16 protein-coding genes are annotated in these 15,833 nt (G+C 65.8%); 5 read left to right on the plus strand and 11 right to left on the minus strand.

The genetic code is table 11. From position 1 onward, the window contains the following. Positions 1 to 93: 93 nt before the first annotated feature. Positions 94 to 2,496: a hypothetical protein gene (locus ACTTAG_RS13775; RefSeq protein ID WP_444462804.1), complete on the plus strand. Its 2,403-nt coding sequence runs from the start codon at positions 94 to 96 to the stop codon at positions 2,494 to 2,496. A 43-nt stretch (positions 2,497 to 2,539) separates the two neighbouring features. On the opposite strand, the gene ACTTAG_RS13780 is transcribed toward ACTTAG_RS13775, so the two are convergent. After that, entirely contained in the window at positions 2,540 to 2,785 is a 246-nt protein-coding gene (locus ACTTAG_RS13780; RefSeq protein WP_444462805.1) for a DUF2842 domain-containing protein, read from the minus strand. A 4-nt stretch (positions 2,786 to 2,789) separates the two neighbouring features. Continuing rightward, a complete protein-coding gene (locus ACTTAG_RS13785) occupies positions 2,790 to 4,082 on the minus strand; it encodes an adenylosuccinate synthase (RefSeq protein ID WP_444462806.1) in 1,293 nt (430 codons plus the stop codon). Positions 4,083 to 4,258: 176 nt separating this feature from the next. On the opposite strand from ACTTAG_RS13785, the gene secG reads away from it, so the two are divergent. Both secG and ACTTAG_RS13795 read left to right on the plus strand, forming a co-directional pair. After that, positions 4,259 to 4,747: a preprotein translocase subunit SecG gene (secG, locus tag ACTTAG_RS13790; protein WP_444462807.1), complete on the plus strand. Its 489-nt coding sequence runs from the start codon at positions 4,259 to 4,261 to the stop codon at positions 4,745 to 4,747. 150 nt (positions 4,748 to 4,897) lie between these two features. After that, positions 4,898 to 6,541 (plus strand): CTP synthase, encoded by a 1,644-nt coding sequence (locus ACTTAG_RS13795; protein ID WP_444462808.1) that lies wholly within the window; start codon positions 4,898 to 4,900, stop codon positions 6,539 to 6,541. A gap of 354 nt (positions 6,542 to 6,895) precedes the next feature. On the opposite strand, the gene ACTTAG_RS13800 is transcribed toward ACTTAG_RS13795, so the two are convergent. The 4 genes from ACTTAG_RS13800 to phaC form a co-directional block, all read right to left on the minus strand. Next, the gene (locus ACTTAG_RS13800; RefSeq protein ID WP_444462809.1) at positions 6,896 to 7,840 is read right to left on the minus strand and encodes a LysR family transcriptional regulator; all 945 of its coding nucleotides are present in this window, start codon (positions 7,838 to 7,840) and stop codon (positions 6,896 to 6,898) included. A 106-nt stretch (positions 7,841 to 7,946) separates the two neighbouring features. Next, entirely contained in the window at positions 7,947 to 8,492 is a 546-nt protein-coding gene (gene phaR, locus ACTTAG_RS13805) for a polyhydroxyalkanoate synthesis repressor PhaR (protein WP_444462810.1), read from the minus strand. Positions 8,493 to 8,631: 139 nt separating this feature from the next. Beyond that, positions 8,632 to 9,078: a Phasin gene (locus ACTTAG_RS13810; RefSeq protein WP_444462811.1), complete on the minus strand. Its 447-nt coding sequence runs from the start codon at positions 9,076 to 9,078 to the stop codon at positions 8,632 to 8,634. Between the two features lie 187 nt (positions 9,079 to 9,265). Further along, positions 9,266 to 11,059: a class I poly(R)-hydroxyalkanoic acid synthase gene (phaC, locus tag ACTTAG_RS13815; RefSeq protein ID WP_444462812.1), complete on the minus strand. Its 1,794-nt coding sequence runs from the start codon at positions 11,057 to 11,059 to the stop codon at positions 9,266 to 9,268. 91 nt (positions 11,060 to 11,150) lie between these two features. Between phaC and phaZ the strand changes: the two genes are divergently transcribed. Then, the gene (gene phaZ / locus ACTTAG_RS13820) at positions 11,151 to 12,419 is read left to right on the plus strand and encodes a polyhydroxyalkanoate depolymerase (RefSeq protein WP_444462813.1); all 1,269 of its coding nucleotides are present in this window, start codon (positions 11,151 to 11,153) and stop codon (positions 12,417 to 12,419) included. Between the two features lie 127 nt (positions 12,420 to 12,546). On the opposite strand, the gene ACTTAG_RS13825 is transcribed toward phaZ, so the two are convergent. The 5 genes from ACTTAG_RS13825 to ACTTAG_RS13845 all read right to left on the minus strand — a co-directional run bounded on the left by ACTTAG_RS13825 (position 12,547) and on the right by ACTTAG_RS13845 (position 15,176). Continuing rightward, complete coding sequence (locus tag ACTTAG_RS13825) at positions 12,547 to 13,104, minus strand: F0F1 ATP synthase subunit B (protein ID WP_444462814.1); 558 nt, start codon at positions 13,102 to 13,104, stop codon at positions 12,547 to 12,549. Positions 13,105 to 13,108: 4 nt separating this feature from the next. Further along, the gene (locus ACTTAG_RS13830; RefSeq protein WP_444462815.1) at positions 13,109 to 13,669 is read right to left on the minus strand and encodes a F0F1 ATP synthase subunit B'; all 561 of its coding nucleotides are present in this window, start codon (positions 13,667 to 13,669) and stop codon (positions 13,109 to 13,111) included. Positions 13,670 to 13,742: 73 nt separating this feature from the next. Next, positions 13,743 to 13,979: a F0F1 ATP synthase subunit C gene (locus ACTTAG_RS13835; protein WP_013066486.1), complete on the minus strand. Its 237-nt coding sequence runs from the start codon at positions 13,977 to 13,979 to the stop codon at positions 13,743 to 13,745. Between the two features lie 73 nt (positions 13,980 to 14,052). Then, positions 14,053 to 14,829 carry a F0F1 ATP synthase subunit A gene (locus tag ACTTAG_RS13840; protein WP_444462816.1) on the minus strand — a complete coding sequence of 259 codons (777 nt, stop codon included), beginning with the start codon at positions 14,827 to 14,829 and terminating at the stop codon, positions 14,053 to 14,055. Positions 14,830 to 14,831: 2 nt separating this feature from the next. After that, on the minus strand, positions 14,832 to 15,176 hold the full coding sequence (locus ACTTAG_RS13845) for an AtpZ/AtpI family protein (protein WP_444462817.1): 345 nt from the start codon (positions 15,174 to 15,176) through the stop codon (positions 14,832 to 14,834). Between the two features lie 212 nt (positions 15,177 to 15,388). Between ACTTAG_RS13845 and ACTTAG_RS13850 the strand changes: the two genes are divergently transcribed. Beyond that, on the plus strand, positions 15,389 to 15,736 hold the full coding sequence (locus ACTTAG_RS13850) for an ArsR/SmtB family transcription factor (protein ID WP_444462818.1): 348 nt from the start codon (positions 15,389 to 15,391) through the stop codon (positions 15,734 to 15,736). Positions 15,737 to 15,833 lie beyond the last annotated feature (97 nt).

Genomic DNA, 15,833 nt, shown 5'->3' on the forward strand with positions numbered 1-15,833 from the left:
AAAATTCCCTGCATTTGCCCTTTTTCGTTCACCGGAAAGCACCAGTTCCCGAAGATGGTGAATGCAATGAGGTTGAGGAGAGGCGAAAGGCCCATGGTTGGTGCGAGCAAGATCTTAACCGTCTCCTACGGCACCTTCTCGTGCACGCTGGAGGGGTTCGACGAACCCTTCACCACGATGAAGGCGATTGCGGAATATTTCCGCGATCTGGCCGCGGAAGACCGGTATTTCGGCGCCGAGCCGCCGCAGCCCGATGCAGAGATGCTGCATCGCATCGCCGAGCGCGAGATGGCGCGACGGGTCGAGGCGAAGATCGAAAAGAACGGCGTGATCTTGCGGCCCGGCGCGGCCGAGGCGCAGCCGTCCCAACGCCCGGCCGAACCGGCCGCGGCGCCGCTGTCCGTGGCGCCCCCGCTTGCTGACACGGCGGCCCCCGTCGCCGCGCCGGTGCTGATGCCCGTGATGGTTCCGGTGACCCCGGTCCCGCCCCCCGGCCCTGCCCCGGCAGAGGAAACCGTGAGCGATCCGATCAGCGACTCGGTGGCGGCGAAGCTGCAGCGCATCCGCTCGGCGGTGGCGCAGGCCCGTGCCGCGCAGACGGTTGCCGACCCAGACCCCGATCCCGAGATCGAGACCGCCGCCGAGGAAGCCGCCGGGGAAACCGCCATCGCCGCGCCCGAGGACTTCGGCTTCGCGCTCGACATCTCGGGGCCGCTGGGCCAGGAGGAGGCACAGGCGATCGGCTCTGGCGACGCGGACGCGGGCGACGACGAGGGCGACGAGGAAACCGACGGTGCGGAAGATCCGCAGGCGCGTCCTGCGGTGCACGATCCCGAAAAGGCCGAGCGGATGCGGCGGCGCGCCGAGCGCCGGGCCGCGCGTCAGCTTCAGGCCGAGACCGAGGCGCCCCCCGCCCCGCCGCAGCCGGAGGTGCCGACCGACGCGCAGCCCGAAACGCCCGAAACGGTTGCGACGGCCGCTGCGGAGAGCCCGGCCGAGCCTGCGCCTACTGAACCTGCGCGACCGGTGATCCGGGCCCGGGTGATCAAGCTGCGCCGCGCCGAGGTGCCGCCCGCCGCTGCGGTGACGCCCGCAACGCAGACCGAGCCCGACACGGCCGAAGACGAGATCGCCCGGGTGATGGCGGCGATTTCCGCCGCCCCGCCCGAAGCGCCCGCCCCCGAGGCCCCCGTTGCCGAGGCCCCCGTTTCCGAAGCCGCGATTTCCGAGGCCCCCGCCCCCGAGGCCGAGGCCGCTGCGCCGGACGGGCTCAGCCCCGAAGCGGAAGCCGAGTTGATGGCCGAACTGGCGGCGCTGACCGATAATCTGGGCGATGCCGATTGGGGCATCGAAGGCTGGAGCGGTGACGGATGGGGCAACGCCCCTGCCGCCCCCGAACCGGCTGAACCGCTGGTCCTTGGCCTTGAAACCGAGACCGCCCGCGTGATCGCACAAAGCGCCCCCACCGCCGAGATCGCCGCCGAGATCGAGGCCCCCGCCGCTGATCCTGTCGCCGAGCCTGTCGCTGATCCTGCCGACCAGCCGGCCGAAGACGGCACGGAGCCGGAGGCCGCGGCGCAAGACGCAGCCGACCCCGCACCGGCGCAACCGGCCCCGGCCGAGATTGATCTGGACGCGCTTTTCGCCGAGCCGGAGCCCCTGCCGCCCGGTTTCGTCGATCGCCGCGCCCCCGTGGCGGCGCCGCAAGAGCCGATCGCGCTTGCGCCGCGTCCGGCCGCCAAGGCGCCGTCCCTGCCCGAGGGGGATCTGCCGCGGCTGCTGGAAAAGGCCGATGCGCAGATGGCCGGGAACGAGAACCGGCGCCGGATCTCGGCGATCGCGCATCTGAAGGCCGCGGTCGCCGCGACCGTCGCCGAACGCCGCGCCGGAACCGAGGAGATCGAACGCGACGCCACCGCGCCCTATCGTCAGGATCTGACGCAGGCGGTGCGGCCGCGCCGTCCGGTGCTGCCCCCGGTCGGCGAAAGCCACCATCAGAGCGCCGCGCGGCCCGAACCCCGCCCGGCGCCGCTGGTTCTGGTGTCGGAACAGCGCGTCGATCGCGCCCCCGCCGAGGCGGTGGCCAAGGCGCAGGCGGTGCGGCCGCGCCGGATCACCACCTCGCTTCTGGCGCAGGACGTGGAACTGGTGGCGCAATCCGACGAGGAGATCGAGGTGCCGCTGAGCCCCGAGGAAGCCTCGAGCTTTGCCGAATTCGCGCAAAGCCGGGCGCCGCAGGGTCTGGCCGAGCTGCTGGAAGCCGCCGCCGCCTATACCGCGCAGGTCGAGGGGCGGCCGCATTTCTCGCCGCCGCAGATCATGAGCAAGGTCTCGGCGGTGGGCGATGAAAGCTTCAGCCGCGAAGACCGGCTGCGGGTGTTCGGCACGCTGCTGCGTCAGGGCAAGATCGCCAAGGTGAAGCGCGGCCAATATGCGATCACCGAGGCGAGCCGCTTCTATCAGGCCCGCAGCGAAGCCCAGATCGCGCGACGCTGAGCCGGGGTCCAAAACGGGAAAGGAGGGGCAAGCCCCTCCTTTTTCATTTCTGTTCAGGCGGTTGCGCGTCGGGGTCGGGTTTGCCGACGCCGATGAAGATGGGCTTCATCGGCACGATCCACAAGAACCCCAGCCCGACATAGACCAGCACCGACCCCCACCAGGGCAGCCCGCCCCAGCGCGCTTCGGCCCAGGCAACGGCCGAAACCGCCGCGACGATATAGGCCGGAAGCCCGATCACGAGCACGAAAAGCGCCAGACGGCGGCGGGTCTTGTAGGGGATCGGCACGGGCTCAATCCTCGAAGGGGTCGGTCACAAGGATGGTGTCGTCGCGCTCGGGGCTGGTCGAGAGCATCGCCACCGGGCACTGGATCAGCTCCTCGATCCGGCGGACATATTTCACCGCCGCGCCCGGCAGATCGTTCCAGGACCGCGCGCCCTGCGTGCTTTCCGACCAGCCGTCCAGTTCCTCGTAGATCGGACGCGCCTTCGCCTGCAGCGCGGCCTGCGTCGGCAGATAGTCGTAACGCACCCCGTCCACATCATAGGCGACGCAGATCTTCAGCGTCTCGAACCCGTCCAGAACGTCAAGCTTGGTCAGCGCGATGCCCTTCATGCCGGAAATCGCACAGGTCTGGCGCACCAGCACCGCATCGAACCAGCCGCAGCGACGCTTGCGCCCGGTGACGGTGCCGAATTCATGGCCGCGCGTGCCCAGACGCTCGCCGTCGTCGTCTTTCAACTCGGTCGGAAACGGGCCTTCGCCGACGCGGGTGGTGTAGGCCTTGACGATGCCGAGCGAATAATCGACCGCATTCGGCCCAAGGCCCACCCCCGTCGCCGCCTGCCCCGCGATCACGTTCGACGAGGTGACAAAGGGATAGGTGCCGAAGTCGATGTCGAGAAGCGAGCCCTGCGCGCCCTCGAACAGGATCCGCTTGCCCGCCTTGCGCAGCTCGGTCAGGACTTTCCAGACCGGCTTGGCATATTGCAGGATCTCGGGCGCGATGGCGCGCAGATCGGCCAGAACCGCCTCACGGTCGATCGGGCCAAGGCCCAGCCCGGCGCGCAAAGCATTGTGATGGACAAGCGCCCGGTCGACGCGCAGTTGCAGCGTTTCGTCATCGGCCAGATCGGCGACGCGGATGACGCGACGGCCCACCTTGTCTTCATAGCACGGCCCGATGCCGCGGCCGGTGGTGCCGATCTTCGCGACCGAGGCCTGCGCTTCCCGCGCCCGGTCCAGCTCGCCGTGGAACGGCATGATCAGCGGCGTGTTTTCCGCGATCATCAGATTGTCGGGGTTGATCTCGACGCCCTGCTCGCGGATCGCCGCCACTTCCTTGACCAGATGCCAGGGGTCGAGCACGACACCATTGCCGATCACCGAGAGCTTGCCGCCGCGCACGACGCCCGAGGGCAGCGCGTTCAGCTTGTAGACCTTGCCGCCGATGACGAGCGTGTGGCCCGCATTGTGGCCGCCCTGAAAGCGGGCGATCACGTCGGCCCGTTCACTGAGCCAGTCGACGATCTTGCCCTTGCCTTCGTCGCCCCATTGGGCGCCGACAACCACCACGTTGGCCATTCGCATTCTCCGCAGGTCTGAAAACCGCGCGACATATAGCGGGGGGAACGCCCGGGGGAAACCGATTTTTCGCCGCAACGGCTCCGGCCCGGACCCGCGCGGCAGAAAACCGGGTTGCGCGCCGCGGGCCAAGCGCCTAGATAGGCGCGTCGATTGAAAAAAGGCGCGCCTCCCTCATGGAAAACGTCCAAAACGTCATCCTCGTCGTCCACCTCGTGCTGGCGCTGCTCCTGATCGGGGTGGTGCTGTTGCAGCGCTCGGAAGGTGGCGGCCTTGGCATGGGCGGGGGTGGCGGCGGCGGCGTGATGACCGGGCGGCAGGCGGCCAATGCGCTGACCAAGCTGACCTGGGTCTTCGCCATCGCCTTTCTGGGGACCTCGATCACGCTGACCGTGCTGTCGGCCCGGGCGGGTCGCGACGCGTCGGTGGTCGACACCATCCCGGCCGAGGCGCCCGCGGCGCCCGAAAGCACCGGGACCTCGCCGCTGATTTCGGCCCCGCCGCCCTCGACCGACGAGCCCGTGCTGCCGCCGGTGACGCCGCCCGCCGCGACCGAGGCCCCGGCCCCTGTCGAAACGCCCGCCGCGCCGGAAACTCCGGCCTCGGGCCTGCCGGCTCTGCCCGGCGGCGTCTCGCCCTATAGCCAGGCGCCGGCCTCGAACTGAGCCCACTAGAACTGGGCGTTCGGCTCTTAGTTTACTCCAAGTCTTGCGGTCTGGTTGCGGGCAGGCTGCGAATCGTGTAACAGTCAAATCCCGTGGTTCCGGTCGATCCCGACCGGAACAAGCCTTTCTTTTGCTTGTCACGGGGGTCTCATGGCGCGTTATGTCTTCATCACCGGGGGCGTGGTTTCCTCGCTGGGCAAGGGCTTGGCTTCGGCCGCTCTGGGTGCCCTTCTGCAGGCCCGCGGCTTTTCGGTGCGACTGCGCAAGCTCGACCCTTACCTGAACGTCGATCCGGGCACGATGAGCCCCTTCGAGCATGGCGAGGTCTTCGTCACCGATGACGGCGCCGAGACCGACCTCGATCTTGGCCACTACGAACGCTTCACCGGCGTCAGCGCCCGCAAGACGGATTCGGTCTCCTCGGGGCGGATCTATTCGAACGTGCTGGAGAAAGAGCGCCGCGGCGCTTACCTCGGCAAGACGATCCAGGTGATCCCCCACGTCACCAATGAAATCAAGGACTTCATTGCCGTCGGCGATGACGAGGTCGATTTCATGCTCTGCGAGATCGGCGGCACCGTCGGCGATATCGAGGGCCTGCCCTTCTTCGAAGCGATCCGCCAATTCGCGCAGGAACGCCCCCGCGGGCAGTGCATCTTCATGCACCTGACGCTGCTGCCCTATCTGGCGGCCTCCGGCGAATTGAAGACCAAGCCCACCCAGCATTCGGTCAAGGAACTGCGCTCGATCGGGCTGCAGCCCGATGTGCTGGTCTGCCGCTCGGAACATCCGATCCCGGACAAGGAACGCGCGAAGATCGCGCTTTTCTGCAACGTGCGGCCCGACAGCGTGATCCCGGCCTATGACCTGCGCTCGATCTACGAGGCGCCCTTGGCCTATCACCGCGCCGGGCTGGATCAGGCGGTCTTGAACGCCTTCGGCATCTCGCCCGCGCCGCGGCCGGACATGAGCCGCTGGGAAGATGTGATGGACCGGCTGACCCATGCCGAGGGCGAGGTCCGCGTGGCGATCGTCGGCAAATATGTGCAGCTCGAGGACGCCTACAAGTCGATCGCCGAGGCGCTGACCCATGGCGGCATGGCGAACCGGGTGCGGGTGAAGGCGGAATGGATCGACGCCGAGATCTTCGAACGCGAAGACCCGGCGCCGCATCTGGAGCCTTTCCACGCCATTCTGGTGCCCGGCGGCTTTGGCGAGCGCGGCACCGAGGGCAAGATCCGCGCGGCGCAATTCGCCCGCGAAAAGAAGGTGCCCTATCTGGGGATCTGCCTTGGCATGCAGATGGCGGTGATCGAAGCCGCGCGCAACATGGCCGGTCTGGCCAATGCGGGGTCGGAGGAATTCGACCATGAGGCGGGCGAAAAGCGGTTCACGCCGGTGGTGTATCACCTCAAGGAATGGGTGCAGGGCAACCACCGGGTGGAGCGGAAAGTGACCGATGACAAGGGCGGCACGATGCGGCTGGGCGCCTATTCGGCGCAACTGACGGCGGGCTCGAAAGTGGCCGAGGTTTACGGCAAGACCGAGATCGAGGAACGCCACCGCCACCGCTACGAGGTCGACATCACCTATCGCGAAGCGCTGGAAAACTGCGGTCTGGTGTTCTCGGGGATGAGCCCGGACGGCCGTCTGCCCGAGATCGTCGAGCACAAGGACCATCCCTGGTTCATCGGTGTGCAGTTCCACCCGGAATTGAAGTCGAAACCCTTCGCGCCGCATCCGCTCTTTGCCGGTTTCGTCAAGGCCGCGCTGGCGCAAAGCCGTCTGGTCTGACACCGTTGCGCCCGCGAAGGCGGGCGCCCCCAAAGGGGGGCGCAGCCCCCCTCGCGGCTGCGCCGCTCACCCCCCGGGATATTTGCACCAAGGTGAAAGACGAAACCTTTCCTTAACCAGATTGGCGAAGGATGGGAGCACGGTACAGGCGGGGACGCCGATGACCGTCCAAGGTGAAACGCCCGGTTCCCCCTCGGACACGAGGCCCGAGCCGGGCGTTTTCCTCTGCGAAACGGCGCCAGGCCCCCCCTTCCCTTTCACCTTGGTTCAAATATCCTCGGGGGGTGAATGCTCCGCAGGAGCAGAGGGGGGCGGAAAGCCCCCCTTCCGGGGCGTCCGCGAGAGCGGGCGCAATCATTCAACATGCAGCAAGGCCGCCAGCCAGGGCGCCTCGACCAGGGCAGGCGCCACGATCCGCTCGGCCAGAAGAGCGCGCAGCCGCGTCGCCACCGCCCCGGGCAGATCGCCCATCGTGCCCGCCCGCGCGCTCAGCACGATGCGGCGGCGCAACCCCGGCCCCGTTAGCGGCGCCAGCGCCACCCCCGACCGCTTGCCATGCAAAACGCCAGAGGGCGTCAGGATCGACCAGCCCTGCCCCGCCGCGACCATCGCCAGAATGGCCGGGGTGCTGTCGATTTCAAACCGATGCCCCGGACTTTCGCCGATCCGCCCCAGATAGGCCGCGATCTGCTGCCCCATCAGCGTGCGGCGCGAGTAATGCAACAGCGGCAGGTCGGCCCCCAGCTGCCCCTCGGGCCAAACCGCCACGAAAGGCTCGCACAGGAGCGGATGCAGCTCGAGCCCCTCCTGCGCCCCCTCGATCTCGGCCGCCACAACCATGTCAAGCGCCCGCGCCTCCAGCTGCGCCGCAAGGCGATGGCTTGGCCCGGTTTCCAGCAGAAAGCGGCAGGCGGTCAGCTCCGCCCCCATGCCCGCCAGCAAAAGCGGCGTCACCTCGGCCTCGAAATCCTCGATCATGCCCAGACGAAAGCTGCGCAGCCCGGCCGGATCGGCCAGCCCGACCCCGGCGCGACCGCGGGCCAATTCATCGAGCATCGCCTCGGCATGGGGCAGAAAGGCCCGCCCCGCCGCCGTCAGGCCAAAGGGCCGCGCCGTGCGATCGACCAGCTCCGCCCCGAGCGCGGTTTCCAGCGCCACGATCTGCTGGCTGACCGCCGAGGCGGACACCCCAAGCCGCCGCGCCGCCGCGGTGATCGCGCCTTCCTCGGCCGTCGCCACCAGCATCTCGACCGCGGCAAGGCTGATCTTGTCGCCACGCGCTTTCGTCTTGCCCGTCATCTCCGACCTTCCGCCGTCATCCCGCCCGCAAGGCCGCGGTGGGCTCGGGGGTCTCGGGGGCGCGCCCCCGAGCGGGGGGTCCGGGGGGCGGCGCCCCCCGGCCTGCTCAAAGCTTCGCCAGCTTCGACTGCAACTCGGCCAGTTGCTTCTTGATCGCGTCGAGCTCCTCGCGGCCGCCCGCGCCTTCGCCGCCCTCGGCCTCGGCGCCCGTGCCGACAGCGGCGCCCCAGCCCGCCATCATCGTCTTCAGGAACGCTTCCTGCTGGCGCTGCAGCGCCTCAAAGCCCGGCACGGGCGGGAAAGCGGGGAAGGTCTCCAGCATTTTCGACTGCCCCTGGCGCAGCATCTCGAAACTGGCCGCCAGAAACTGCGGCACCACCGATTGCGCCTGCGTCGTGTAGCTGCGCACCAGATCGGTCAGCACATCGACCGGCAGCACATTCTCGCCGCGGCTTTCATGTTCGGCGATGATCTGCAGCAGATATTGCCGCGTCAGGTCGTCGCCCGATTTCAGATCGACGATCTGCACCTCGCGCCCCTGCCGGATGAAGGATGCGATATCCTCGAGCGTGACATAATCGCTCGTCTCGGTATTGTAGAGCCGCCGGCTCGCATAGCGCTTGATCAGCAAGGGTTTCGCCTCTTCGGCCATGGTCTCTCCTCCCCGTGGTTTTTATTGGCGCTGCAGCAATGTTTAGGCCGCATCGCGGCAAAAGCAACAAAGGAAAAGGGCGCACCGAAGTGCGCCCATGGTCAACCCGGCAGGGAGGAGAGAACCGGGCCGATCCCGATCACTTCGCGGCGACGGTCTTTTTCGCGGCGGCGGTCACTTCCTCGGTCGCCTTCTTGACGGCGGCGGTGGTTTCCTCGGTCATTTCCTTGCCCGCGGCCAGCATCAGCTCAACCGTGTCCATCTGCACCTTCTTCGCCACTTCGGCAAAGGCGGCCAGGTTTTCGGTGGCCATCTCGACCGAGGCCGAGGCGAAATCGCTCATGACCTTGGCGTAATCGGCCGGTTCGGCTTTCGAGGCGGTCAGCGCGCCAACCTTCGCCAGCGAGTCCTTGGCCCATTTCGCCGAAATGTCGGTCGATTTTTCCGCCGCATCCAGCGCGACCTTGGCCATCTTTTCGGTCAGCACGGTCTGCGCCTTGAAGGCATCCTGCATCTTCGACATGTCCATCGGCATCGAGGCCATCATGTCCTGCATCATCTTGGTGAAATCCTGGGTCTTGGCCATTTCTGTCGCTCCGGTCAGAGGGGCCCTTGGGACGCGGCGGGGCCCGTTCGCTTGACTCAGATATAAATGCTGCACTGCAGCATTGCAAGTGAAATTTCTGCGTCGCAGCGTGTTTCTTCGCGCCTAGGTTGATCTGCATCATGGAATGGCGCCGGAAGAAGGGGGCTGCCGCCCCCTTCGATCCCCGTCAGAGCGTCACCACCTCGGCGACATAGGTCCCGGGCGCGGGGGCCAGCGGCGGATGGCTGGCGCTGCCCGGCGGACGCGCCGCCACCCTCTTGCCGGACTGCGCCGCGAGCCACGCCCCCCAGCGCGGCCACCAGCTGCCCTTGGTATAGGTCGCGGCGGCCTTCCAGGCCTGCGGGTCCGCGATCGGCGCCTCCGAGGTGTAATGGCCGTATTTGTCCTTCGTCGGCGGGTTCACGATCCCGGCGATATGGCCCGATTCCGACAGGATGAAGGTCTTGTCGCTGGACCCCATCTGCGCCACGCCGTTGAAACTGGCGATCCAGGGCGCGATGTGATCGGTCTCGCAGGCGATGGCGCACAGCGGCACCTTGACCCCCGAGACATGCAGCCGTTCGCCCATCAGCTCGAACCCGTCCCGGGTGAAGGCATCGGCCTGACAGAGCCCGCGCAGATATTCGACCGCCATCTTCCCCGGCAGGTTGGTGCTGTCGCCGTTCCAATAGAGCAGATCGAAGGCGGGCGGCGATTCCCCCAGCATGTAGCTGCGGATCGCCGGCTGATAGATCAGGTCATTCGCCCGCAGATAGGAAAAGGTCCGCGTCATGTAATAGCTCGACAGCACGCCATCCATCCGCACCTGCCGCTCGATCCCGTCGACGAAATCATCCTGCAGGAAGGGGGTGAATTCGCCCTGATCGGAAAAGTCGGTCAGCGTGGTGAAGAAGGTCGCCGATTTGATTGAGCGGTCCTTGCGCTGATCAAGGAGCGACAGGACAAGGCTGAGCGTCGTGCCCGCGATGCAATAGCCGACCGCATTCACCTGTTTCTCGCCGGTGATCGCCTTCGCCTGTTCGATCGCGGCCAGATAGCCGTCGCGGATGTAATCCTCCATCCCCACATCGGCATAGGATCGGTCCGGGTTCTTCCAGCTGACCACGAACAGCGTGAAGCCCTGATCGACGATCCAGCGGATCAGGCTGTTTTGCGGTTTCAGATCCAGGATGTAGAACTTGTTGATCCAGGGCGGAAAGATGATCAGCGGGGTCTTGTGCACCTCGGGGGTGGTGGGCTCGTATTGAATGATCTCCATCAGCCGGTTGCGCCAGACCACCTGCCCTTTCGCGGTGCCGATGTTGTGCCCGACGCTGAAGGCGTTCTTGTCCGACAGCGTCACCACCAGATCGCCGCGGTTCGCCTCGATGTCGCGCACAAGGTTTTCCAGCCCCCGCACCAGGCTTTCGCCCTCGGTCGCGACGGCCTTTTCCAGCGCATCCGGGTTCGTCGCCAGAAAATTCGTCGGCGCCATCATGTCGATGATCTGCTTCGAAAACATGTCAAGCCGCTTGCGGTCGACAGGATCGAGCCCCTCGATCTTCGACAGCGCCTCCTCGATCGAACTCGAGGCGATCAGATATTGCTGCTTGATGAAGTTGAAATAGGGATGCGTGTCCCAGAGCGGATTGGAAAAACGGCGGTCTTTCGGCCCCGGATCGGCGGGCGGCTTGTAGGTGCCCTGCGCGAAAGCATGGGTGGCGTCGATGTAATGCGTCATCGCCTGTGCCCAATAGCTCACCTGCGCCTCGAAGATCTTCGCCGGATTCGCTGCCATCTCCCGAAGCAGCGCCGACGAGGACGAGACATAAAGATCGAGCCCCGGCCCCTCCAAAGCCGGATTGGGCGCCCGTTTTTGCGCGAAAGCCTCGACCATGCGTTGTGTGAGTGTCTCAATTCGCGCCAGATTGTCCCGCATTTGCTGCGTTGCAGCAGATTCGACCTTTTCAGGCGTTGTCATAACGAAATTTCCTCCCTATCCTTGATCATGAAACATAACGTCCGCTTGGACAGGGACAAGCGACGATTGTGCGGTTTCTTGGGGAGTGCCGATGAAGGGCATGATGAATTATGACCTGATGGAAACCATCAGGAACACCAACGAATGGATGGGGGCCTCGGCCCGCGCCATGGCCTCCTATCCGGTCTGGGGCCTGACGCCCCATCCGATGTTCAAGCTGATGTCGGCCTGGGGCCGGGTGACCGAGCGCAGCTTCGCGCGCATGGTGATCAAGCCCGACTGGGGCATCCGCTCGATCCCCGCCGCCGATGGCAAGGACCACCTGATCGAGATCGAGACGCTGATCGACAAGCCCTTCGGCGCGCTCATCCACTTCAAGGTGCAGGGCCGGGCGCCGATGCCGCGACGCATCCTTCTGGTTGCGCCGATGTCGGGCCATTACGCGACGCTTCTGCGCTCCACCGTCGCCAGTCTCCTGCCCGATGCCGATGTTTACGTGACGGATTGGCACAATGCGCGTGACATTCCGGTCAGTGCGGGCAAGTTCGACATCGAGGATTACACGCTTTACCTCGTCGATTTCATGCGCGCGCTTGGCCCCGACATCAACGTGATCGCGGTCTGTCAGCCCGCGCCGCTGACGCTGGCCGCCACCGCCTATCTGGCCGAGGAAGAACCCGAGGCACAGCCGCGCACGCTGACGCTGATCGGCGGACCGATCGACCCCGATGCCGCCGCGACCGAGGTGACCGATTTCGGCCGCCGCGTCACCATGGGCCAGCTGGAGCACATGGTGATCCAGCGCGTCGGCTTCAAATACAAGGGCGCCGGGCGGCTGGTCTATCCGGGGCTGATGCAGCTGGCCTCGTTCATCTCGATGAACATGGACAAGCACACCAAGGCCTTTTCCGACAAGATCGTGATGGAGGCGAAGGGCGAAGGCTCGGAGCACGACCACCACAACATCTTCTACGATGAATATCTGGCGGTGATGGACATGACCGCGGAATTCTACCTCTCCACGGTGGAGCGGATCTTCAAGGGGCTTGAAATCGCCCAGAACCGCTTCGAGGTGGAAGGCAAGCGGGTCGATATCGGCAAGATCACCCGCGTCGCGGTGAAGACGGTCGAAGGCGCGAATGACGACATCTCGGCGCCGGGGCAATGCGTGGCGGCGCTGCGGCTGTGCACCGGCCTGCCCGAGGAGAAGAAGGCGCAGCATCTGGAACCGGGCGCGGGCCATTACGGCATCTTTGCGGGCTCGTCCTGGCGCAACAACATCCGGCCGCTGGTGCTGAACTTCATCGACGCCAATGCGGGCGAGCCGAAATCGAACGTGACCGCGATCCGCGCCGTCTGAGCCCGCGGCACAGCTTTCCGAACGCGCGCCCCCGGGCGCGCGTTTTGCGTTCCGCCCCGCCCTGCCCTCGCCAAGACATGAAAAAACCCGGCCGAAGCCGGGTTTTCTGTCTTTGCGGTGGCGCGGCTCAGTTCAGCCGGGTTTCGACTTCCGCGATGGCGGCGTCGATCATGCCCGATTTCTCGGAAGCCGACATCTGGTTCGCCAGAACCTCGGCCGCTGCGGCAACCGCCACCTGAACGGCCTGGTCCTTCACGTCCTTCAGAGCAGCGGCTTCCGCCGAGGCGATCCGGTCTTCGGCCCCCTTCAGGCGGCGCGCGATGGCGTCCTGAAGATCGGCCTTGGCCTGGTTCGCCGCAACCTGCGCATCGCGCTTGGCCGCCGCCACGATCTCGTCGGCCTGGGCCTGCACGTCGCGCGATTTGCGCTCGTAGCTCGCCAGGATCTTCTGCGCTTCGTCGCGCAGCGCCCGTGCCTCTTCCAGATCCGCCTTGATGCCCTCGGCACGCTTGTCGAGCATGCCCAGCAACATCGAGGGAACCTTGAACTTGATCAGCACGCCGATGAAGATGAGGAAGGCGACGAGGATCACGAAATGCGCGTTGCGCAGCGAGACGAACGGGCCTTCGGACGCGAAGGCCGGGTTCGCCGCCAGAGCAACCAGCAGGAACGTCAGTTTCTTCATCGCCTTACCCTTTCACCCGCTGACCCACGGCCGCATTCAGCGCGCCCATGTCGGCTTTGCCGCCCAGCGCCGTGACGATGGCCGTGGCCGTGTCGGTGGCGACGATCTGCACCGCCTCCAGCGCCCCGGCGCGGATCTCGGCGATCTTCACCTCGGATTGCGCGACGCGGGCCGCAATATCCGCATCGGCTTTCGCCGTGGCGGCATCGAGGTCCTTCTGGATCACCGCACGGGCTTCGGCGATGATCTTTTGCGCCTGCGCCCGGGCATCGGTCAGCGCCTTGGCATAGGCCGCTTCCGCGTCCTTGGCCTTCAGCTTGTACTGTTCCGCCGCCTCGAGATCACCGGTGATGGTGCCCGCACGATCGGCCAGAATCCCCGCGATGCGCGGAATGGCGATGTTCTTGAGCAGCCAGTAGATGGCGCCCAGAGCCAACAGCAGCCAGAAGATCTGGTTCGGGAAGGTCGAGAAGTCGAGCTGCGGCATCCCGCCCTTTTCCGCAGCCTCGGCAGCGTGTCCGGCGACAGCAGCAGCGGCCTCGACCGCGTGTGTTTCGTTTGCCATGTCGTCCCCCTGGACCCTTCAGTTACCGGGTGGGTGCGAACACCCACCCGACCGCAAGGTTGGTCAGCAGGGATCAGACGGCGAACATCAGCAGAAGCGCGACGAGGAACGAGAAGATCCCCAGCGCTTCGGCGAACGCGATACCGATGAACATGGTGGCGGTTTGCGAAGCGGCCGCCGACGGGTTGCGCAGCGCGCCCGAGATGAAGTTGCCGACGACGTGGCCCACACCGACGGCGGCGCCGCCCATGCCGGTGCACGCAAGACCAGCACCGATGTAGGCACCCATTTGAACGATATCGCCTTCCATGATGGACACTCCTTGAGGTTGGAATTGGCTGAATTGAGGTTGTCAGATCGACCCGGGCTGCGGGTCCGGGCCGTCAGTGGCCCGGATGCAGCGCGTCTTTCAGATAGACGCAGGTCAGGATGGTGAAGACATAGGCCTGCACGAAGGCCACGAGGATTTCGAGCGCATACATCCCGACGATCGCCAGCACGGCAAGCGGCGTCACCACCACACCGACGAAGGAGATCAGGATCACCGGCGCGAAGGCGGCGAAGACCTCGATCACGGCGTGACCGGCCATCATGTTGCCCGCAAGTCGGATGGAATGGCTGACCGGACGCACGAAGTAGGAGATCACCTCGATCACGGCCAGGATCGGGCGCAGCGGCAGCGGCGCGGCCGAAACCCAGAACAGGTTCAGGAAGTGGCTGCCGTGCTTCATGAAGCCCAGCGCCGTGACACCGACGAACACGCCCATCGCCATCACGCCGGTCACCGCGATATGCGAGGTGGGGGTGAAGGCCATCGGGATCAGGCCAAGGAAGTTCGAGAACAGGATGAACAGGAACATCGTGAAGATGTAGGGGAAGTAGACCAGCCCGTCCTTGCCCGCGACATCCTCGACCATCTTGTGCACGAAGCCATAGGCCAGCTCGGCAATCGACTGGATGCGGCCCGGCACGAGGGCGCGGCGCAGCGTGCCCACGACCATCAGCAGCGCGATCATCACGACGCCGATCGCCATCCACAGGGTCGCGTTCGTCGGCACGAAGAACTCGAACCAGCGGATCGGCTCGCCGTCGAACATCGAGTGAATCTTGAACGGTTCCATCGGGTGGAACACAAGGCCGGTGCCAGCTTCTTCTGCCACGACTATTTCCCCTCTTTGCCAGCTGCGGCCGCAGCTGCCTGTGCCTTTGTCAAGTCCGCGGCCGAGCGAAGCATCACCTTCACCCCCGCCGCAAGACCGAGGAAGACGAAGATCAGCATCAGGAAGGGTTGCGTGCCGAAAACGGCATCCAGCCCGTATCCGATGCCGAAGCCGATCCCCAGCCCCGAAACCAGTTCGATGACCATCCGCCAGGCCATGTCGGCCATGCGAAATTCGCCATCCGCTGCGCGCTTGGGCGCTTCCTCTGTCTTCTTGAGCTGCGAAAGCCGTTTCTCAAGCGCCGCCAGACGCTCGGGATCGGGTTCTTCCGAAACTTCCTCCGACATGGATGCCCCCCGCAGGTTGAGGCCGTGTGTAACGGCGCAGGCCCGATGAGTCAACGCCGTTGACAGAGTCTTTTCGCGCGCGCAAGTCCTTGTTTTTAAGTTCGTTTGCGCAATCAGCCGCGGGCGGCGCGGGGGGTTTTCGCAGGCTCGGGGCCAAAGTCATATTCAACCGATCGGTTGACGTTTTGCCGCAGCATGCGCAAAGGTGGCGCATGGACCTTTCCGCCGCCGCCCGTCTTGATGCGATCTTTGCCGCGCTTGCCGACCCGACGCGGCGGGCGATCCTGACCATGCTGCTCGAAGACGACATGGCGGTGACCGATGTTGCCGCGCCATTCCAGATGTCGCTTGCGGCGATTTCGAAACATCTGGCGATCCTCGCCGAGGCCGGGCTGATCAGCCAGGAAAAGCGCGGCCGGGTGAAATGGTGCAAGCTCGAACCCGCGGCGATGGAGGGGGCGATCGTCTGGATCCAGAGTTTCGGCGCCTTCGAGCCGCTCGATCTGGATGCGTTCGAACGCTTTCTGGAAACCGAATTGCAGGGACCGCAAGCGGAGTAAGGGGGGGCGCTGCCCCCCGTCCCTTCGGGACTCCCCCCGGGATATTTGCACCAAGGTGAAAGCAGATCCGGCTTTGCCTTTCACCTTGGTCCAAATA

It is taken from the genome of Rhodobacter capsulatus, from assembly GCF_052363185.1.
GTDB classification, from domain to species: domain Bacteria; phylum Pseudomonadota; class Alphaproteobacteria; order Rhodobacterales; family Rhodobacteraceae; genus Rhodobacter; species Rhodobacter capsulatus_E.

Bases quoted from the DNA above. Each gene is read 5' to 3' on its own strand.
- ACTTAG_RS13775 (WP_444462804.1), top strand. From the start codon at position 94: ATGGTTGGTGCGAGCAAGATCTTAACCGTCTCCTACGGCACCTTCTCG.
- ACTTAG_RS13785 (WP_444462806.1), bottom strand. From the start codon at position 4,082: ATGGCCAACGTGGTGGTTGTCGGCGCCCAATGGGGCGACGAAGGCAAG.
- secG (WP_444462807.1), top strand. From the start codon at position 4,259: ATGGAAAACGTCCAAAACGTCATCCTCGTCGTCCACCTCGTGCTGGCG.
- ACTTAG_RS13795 (WP_444462808.1), top strand. From the start codon at position 4,898: ATGGCGCGTTATGTCTTCATCACCGGGGGCGTGGTTTCCTCGCTGGGC.
- ACTTAG_RS13800 (WP_444462809.1), bottom strand. From the start codon at position 7,840: ATGACGGGCAAGACGAAAGCGCGTGGCGACAAGATCAGCCTTGCCGCG.
- phaR (WP_444462810.1), bottom strand. From the start codon at position 8,492: ATGGCCGAAGAGGCGAAACCCTTGCTGATCAAGCGCTATGCGAGCCGG.
- ACTTAG_RS13810 (WP_444462811.1), bottom strand. From the start codon at position 9,078: ATGGCCAAGACCCAGGATTTCACCAAGATGATGCAGGACATGATGGCC.
- phaC (WP_444462812.1), bottom strand. From the start codon at position 11,059: ATGACAACGCCTGAAAAGGTCGAATCTGCTGCAACGCAGCAAATGCGG.
- phaZ (WP_444462813.1), top strand. From the start codon at position 11,151: ATGAAGGGCATGATGAATTATGACCTGATGGAAACCATCAGGAACACC.
- ACTTAG_RS13825 (WP_444462814.1), bottom strand. From the start codon at position 13,104: ATGAAGAAACTGACGTTCCTGCTGGTTGCTCTGGCGGCGAACCCGGCC.
- ACTTAG_RS13830 (WP_444462815.1), bottom strand. From the start codon at position 13,669: ATGGCAAACGAAACACACGCGGTCGAGGCCGCTGCTGCTGTCGCCGGA.
- ACTTAG_RS13835 (WP_013066486.1), bottom strand. From the start codon at position 13,979: ATGGAAGGCGATATCGTTCAAATGGGTGCCTACATCGGTGCTGGTCTT.
- ACTTAG_RS13845 (WP_444462817.1), bottom strand. From the start codon at position 15,176: ATGTCGGAGGAAGTTTCGGAAGAACCCGATCCCGAGCGTCTGGCGGCG.
- ACTTAG_RS13850 (WP_444462818.1), top strand. From the start codon at position 15,389: ATGGACCTTTCCGCCGCCGCCCGTCTTGATGCGATCTTTGCCGCGCTT.